Here is a 5,281-nt window from a genome sequence, read left to right on the forward strand (position 1 = left end):
GGGGCTCAGGCCAGCGCGCCGGCGACCCCGAACACGGCCCACGCGAGGGCGAAGCCCATCACGCCGATCAGGGTCTCCAGGACGGTCCACGTCTTGAGCGTGGTCTTCACGTCCATGCCGAAGAACCGGCCCACCAGCCAGAAGCCGGAGTCGTTGACGTGGGAGGCGATCACGGAGCCCGCGGCCACGGCGATCACCATGGTGGCCACCTGCAGCTCGGTGTACCCGGCGGAGGCGACGGCCGCGGAGAGCAGACCGGCCGCCGTCGTGAGGGCCACCGTGGCCGAGCCCTGGGCGATGCGCAGGGCGCCGGCGATCAGGAAGCCCGCCAGGATCAGCGGCACGCCCATGCCGGTGAGGGAGTCCGCGAGGGCGTCGCCGATGCCGGAGGTCCGCAGCACGCCGCCGAACATGCCGCCGGCGCCGGTCACCAGGATCACGGAGCACACGGGGCCCAGGGCGCCGTCGAGGATCTTCTCCAGGCCGTCCCGGCCGCCCTCGGCGCGGCGGCCCAGGGTGAACGTGGCCACCAGGAGGGTGATGAGCAGGGCCACGGGCGTCTCGCCGAGCGCGCGCAGCACCTGGTACCAGCCCTGGTCGGAGACGTCGCCGCCGAACGCGCCGGCGGTGTTGAGGGTGTTCAGACCCGTGTTCATGAGGATCAGCAGCATGGGCAGCACGAGCACGGCCACCACCAGGCCGAACGCCGGCGGGTTCGCCTCGCGCTCCTCGTCCGCGCGGCCCAGGATGGCCGGCACGGGGAGCGTCCACCGCCGCCCGGCCCACAGGCCGAACAGGTAGGACGTCACATACCAGGTGGGCACCGCGATCAGCAGGCCCAGCAGCATCACCAGTCCCACGTTCGCCCCGAACAGCTCGGCGGCGGTGACCGGGCCGGGGTGCGGCGGCACGTAGATGTGCATCACGGAGAACGCGCCCGCGGCGGGCAGGCCGTACGCCAGCACCGAGCCGCCCAGGCGGCGGGCCACCGCGAAGATCACCGGCAGCATCACCACGAGGCCGGCGTCGAAGAAGATCGGGAAGCCGAACAGCAGCGAGGCCACGCCCAGGGCGAAGGGGGCGCGCCTCTCCCCGAACACCCGGATCAGGGTGTCCGCGAGCGCCTTGGCGCCGCCGGAGACCTCCACCACCCGCCCGAGCATGGCACCCAGGCCGACGAGCAGGGCCACGGAGGCCAGGGTGGAGCCGAAGCCCTTCGTCATGGCGGGGACCACGAGCCCCGCGGGGATGCCCGCGGCGAACGCGGTCACCAGGCTGACCAGCACGAGCGCCACGAAGGCGTGCATGCGGACGTACATGATCAGGAACAGCAGCAGCAGGATGGCCGCGAGCGCGATGCCGAGCAGGGGGCCGGCCCCCAGCACGGGGGTCCACTCCTCCAGTGTCATGAGGGACTCCTTCGTCCGTCGGGGTGCGGGGTGTGTGGGGGCGCCGGGGGGCGGCGCGGGGTCAGTCCTCGGCGAGCGCGCGCAGGGCGCGCTCGGTGAGCTCCTCCATGGTCCCCCGGTTGGGCAGGACCACGCCGTCCTCGTCCGGCTGGAGCGGCTCGAGGGTGGCGAACTGGCTGGTCAGCAGGGAGGGCGGCATGAAGTGCCGTCGGAGCTCCATGCGCTCGCGGACGACCTCCTCGGGGGCGTCCACGTGCAGGAAGCGCACGCGCACGGGGGCCGCGGAGAGCAGGTCGCGGTAGGAGCGCTTGAGCGCGGAGCAGGTGACCACGGCGCCGCGGCCCTGGGGCCGCTCGGACATCCAGTCGCGGATGCGGCGCAGCCACGGCCACCGGTCCTCGTCCGTGAGGGGGGTGCCGCCGGCCATCTTCGCGATGGCCTCGGCGCTGTGGAAGTCGTCCGCCTCGGCGTACGGCACGCCGAGGGCCTCCGCGAGGCGCAGGGCCAGGACGGTCTTGCCGGACCCGGAGGTGCCCATCACCACGACGGCGGTGCCCGCCAGGGACGGCACCTCCCCCACCGCGGCGGCGGCCTCGCGGGCGTCGACCTGCGCCGCGGCCCGGGCGGACGCGCTGCGGTCCTCGTTGTCCGCGGCGGTCATGGCCGCACGGGCGGCGTCGTCGTGCTGGCCCATGGGACCCCCTCCTGTGACGGGCGCGGGCGGCTCAGGCCTGCGGGCGCCTGCGGCCGCCGAGCGCGCGGTCCTCGTCCCCGACCTTCTTCAGCTGCGCGCGCAGCTCCTTGGGCAGGGAGAACATGATGTCCTCCTCCGCGGTGACCACCTCGTCCACCTGGGCGTAGCCGTAGTCGGCGAGCAGGGCGAGGACCTCCTGGACCAGGACCTCGGGCACGGACGCGCCGGAGGACAGGCCCACGGTGGCCACGCCCTCGAACCAGGCCTCGTCCACCTGGTTCGCGTAGTCCACGCGCTCGGCGCGGGTGGCCCCGTACTCCTTCGCGACCTCCTTGAGGCGGACGGAGTTGGAGGAGTTCGCCGAGCCCACCACGAGGACCAGGTCGCACTCGGGCGAGATGGTCTTGATGGCGGCCTGGCGGTTGGAGGTGGCGTAGCAGATGTCGTCCGAGGGCGGGTCCTGCAGGTTCGGGAAGCGCTCGCGGAGCACGGAGACGATCTCGAGGGTCTCGTCCACGGAGAGGGTGGTCTGGGAGAGCCAGATGAGGTTGTCCGGATCCTCCACCTGCACGGCGCGGGCCTCGTCGACGTCGTTGATCACTGTGGTGTGCTCCGGCGCCTCGCCGTACGTGCCCTCGACCTCCTCGTGGCCGGTGTGGCCGATCAGCAGGATCTGCTTCTCCTGCTTGGCGAAGCGCACGGCCTCGCGGTGCACCTTGGTGACCAGGGGGCAGGTGGCGTCGATGGTCTGCAGGTTGCGCTGCGCGGCCTCCGCCACGACCGCCGGGGAGACCCCGTGCGCGGAGAACACGGTCAGCGCGCCCTCGGGGACCTCGTCCAGCTCGTCCACGAACACCACGCCGCGCTCGGTGAGGGTGTCCACCACGTGGCGGTTGTGGACGATCTCCTTGCGCACGTACACCGGGGCGCCGTGGTGCTCGAGCGCCTTCTCGACGGCGACGACGGCCCGGTCCACGCCGGCGCAGTAGCCGCGGGGGGCGGCGAGCAGGACACGCTTGTCCCCGGCCACCGGCGCGGCGGCCTCGACCTCCTCGCGGGAGCGGCGGGTGCGGGGCACCTGCGGCATGCCGAGGCCGACGGGGCTCGGGGCGGAGGCGGGGACGGTGCTGGACTGGACGGACATGACGACCATGCTATCGGCCCGCGCTCGGCGTCCGCCGGGGGCGGAGCGGCGGCCCGTCCCGGCCGGTCAGGCCGTGTGGGAGCCCTCGGCGACGTGGTGCGTGCGGTGCCGCCGCAGGCGGCGGGCCGCCAGCTCCGACAGGGCCGCCAGCACGCCGAGCAGCAGGAGGGCGCCGCCGCCCCACAGCAGGCCCTGGAGCCACGGGGCGAGCGCCCCCTCCAGGGCGGGCCCGACGGCGCGCTGGACCTCGCGGGCGAGCGCGGCGACGCCGTCCGGCACGCCCTCCGGCGCGGAGACGGCGAAGGACTCCGGCGCCAGCGCCCCCCGCAGCCAGAGGGTGCCCAGCAGCACCGTCAGGCCGGCCACCGCCAGGGCCAGTCCCCTACGGCCGGCGGGCGCCAGGACGACGGCGGCGAGCAGCAGCAGGAGCGCCGCCACCGCCGCCCACATCCAGTGCGCGGACGCCGCCACCCACGTGGCCACCGTGGAGCGGTCCACCTCCCGGAGCGCCTCGACCTCCACCGTCATGGTCAGCTCGGAGCTGTCCCGGAGCTCGGCGGCGCGGTCGTAGAGGGGGGCGATCAGGGTGTCCGCCGCCCAGTCCCCCACGTCCACCCCGAGCAGGGTCTCCGCGAGCCCCTGGCCGGGCAGAGTGAAGCGGTCTTCCCGCAGGGAGGTCTCCACCTCCCCGAGGGCGGAGACCAGGCCGGTCTGCGCGACCGGGCCGAACGGGATGTCGAACCGTCCTCCGGGCACCGGGTCCTCCGACTCGCGCGCCCGCTCCAGGTCGATCAGCCAGGCGCGGCGGGCCTGGTCCGCGGTGTCCGACCAGCCCTGCACCACGGACGGGTCCTGCGCCACGGACTCGGCGATCGGCCGGGTCAGGTCCTCCGCCCACTGGGTCAGCGGCTCCGGCACCTGGTCCGGGACGGTGTCCTCGACCACGTCGGTGACCGCCCGCGGGATGGCGGCGCGGACGGCGTCGTCGGAGGCGACCTGCTCCGTGATGCCGCGCAGCATCTCGGGGCGGTGGGCGGCCTCGTCCACGAGGGCGCCGGCGGTGGCCACGAAGGCCATGAGCCCCGCGAGGACGGTGAGCAGGAGGCTGAAGGCGGTGCGCATGGGGGTCCTTCTGGGCGACGAGGTCAGGCCGGGGCGAGTCGGGGCATGGAGGGCCGGTGGCTCGAGCGTACTGGCCCGCCCCGGCACGGTCCCAGTCGCCGTCGCCGCCCGCCCCTCCACGCCGCGGAGGGTCAGCCCTCCGCGCCGTCCTGCTCCGCGAGCGCCTCCGCGCGGTCACGCCGTCGTGCCGCGAAGAGCCCCGTGAATCCGGCGGTGGCGAGCAGGGCCAGTCCGGTGAAGGCCCAGGCCCACAGGTTCACCGTGGCGACGGCGGCGGCCATGGGCTGCACGGCGGCAGGGACCTGCTGCACCCAGACCGGCGCTGCCTCCGGCCCGGCGGGTGAGCCCGGCGCGTCGGCGGGCAGTCCTGTGGTGGATGCCTGGTCCGCCGACGGCCATGGGGTGGCCCCCGGGGCCGCGACCGCGGCGCCCGCCAGCGATCCCGCCGGAGGGGCACCGTCGAACGCGGAGAAGGCTCCGGACGGCACCTGGACCGCGTCGGCAGGCGCCCCGACGGCCGCCAGTGCGGCGGGGGAGGACACCCCCGGGGTCACGGTCAGGGCGCCCGCCGGGACGGACCACACGTCCGCGGCGGCCGCCGCGGATGATCCCGCGTCCCCCCCGGTGGCCGGGCCCGGCGGCAGCCCCGGCCCGCCGAGGGGTGCCGGCGCGGGGGCGGGGACGCCCGGTGCAGAACTCACAGTGGCGGGTCGGCCGCCTCCGGGGGTCCCGTCCAGGGGGCCAGCGGCGGCGGCACCGGCCTCCGGGGCGGATCCGAACGTCGGGGCCCCCGCGCCCAGGTCGGCGGGCGCGCCCGCGGTGGGCGCTCCCGGACCGCCCGGGCCCCCGGACGGTCCGCCGGCGGAGCCCGTGCCGGGCGCCGGCGCGGTGGGGTCCTCCGAGGTCGGCGCG

The 5,281-nt window shown here is 75.6% G+C and carries 5 protein-coding genes; all 5 read right to left on the reverse strand.

The genetic code is table 11. The features are described from left to right. Window positions 1-5: 5 nt before the first annotated feature. On the reverse strand, window positions 6-1,409 hold the full coding sequence (locus Q4D18_RS10875) for a GntP family permease (protein WP_303128293.1): 1,404 nt from the start codon (window positions 1,407-1,409) through the stop codon (window positions 6-8). A gap of 61 nt (window positions 1,410-1,470) precedes the next feature. After that, complete coding sequence (locus Q4D18_RS10880) at window positions 1,471-1,947, reverse strand: gluconokinase (protein WP_303128299.1); 477 nt, start codon at window positions 1,945-1,947, stop codon at window positions 1,471-1,473. Between the two features lie 187 nt (window positions 1,948-2,134). After that, window positions 2,135-3,247, reverse strand: coding sequence for a 4-hydroxy-3-methylbut-2-enyl diphosphate reductase (locus Q4D18_RS10885; protein WP_303128294.1), 1,113 nt, complete (start codon window positions 3,245-3,247; stop codon window positions 2,135-2,137). A 66-nt stretch (window positions 3,248-3,313) separates the two neighbouring features. Further along, window positions 3,314-4,369 carry a hypothetical protein gene (locus tag Q4D18_RS10890; protein ID WP_303128295.1) on the reverse strand — a complete coding sequence of 352 codons (1,056 nt, stop codon included), beginning with the start codon at window positions 4,367-4,369 and terminating at the stop codon, window positions 3,314-3,316. A 131-nt stretch (window positions 4,370-4,500) separates the two neighbouring features. Then, window positions 4,501-4,680, reverse strand: coding sequence for a hypothetical protein (locus Q4D18_RS10895; RefSeq protein WP_303128297.1), 180 nt, complete (start codon window positions 4,678-4,680; stop codon window positions 4,501-4,503). Window positions 4,681-5,281 lie beyond the last annotated feature (601 nt).

Origin of the sequence: Micrococcus sp. (assembly GCF_030523875.1) — a bacterium.
Taxonomy (GTDB): domain Bacteria; phylum Actinomycetota; class Actinomycetes; order Actinomycetales; family Micrococcaceae; genus Micrococcus.

Bases quoted from the DNA above. Each gene is read 5' to 3' on its own strand.
- Q4D18_RS10875 (WP_303128293.1), bottom strand. From the start codon at position 1,409: ATGACACTGGAGGAGTGGACCCCCGTGCTGGGGGCCGGCCCCCTGCTC.
- Q4D18_RS10880 (WP_303128299.1), bottom strand. From the start codon at position 1,947: ATGGGCACCTCCGGGTCCGGCAAGACCGTCCTGGCCCTGCGCCTCGCG.
- Q4D18_RS10885 (WP_303128294.1), bottom strand. From the start codon at position 3,247: ATGTCCGTCCAGTCCAGCACCGTCCCCGCCTCCGCCCCGAGCCCCGTC.
- Q4D18_RS10890 (WP_303128295.1), bottom strand. From the start codon at position 4,369: ATGCGCACCGCCTTCAGCCTCCTGCTCACCGTCCTCGCGGGGCTCATG.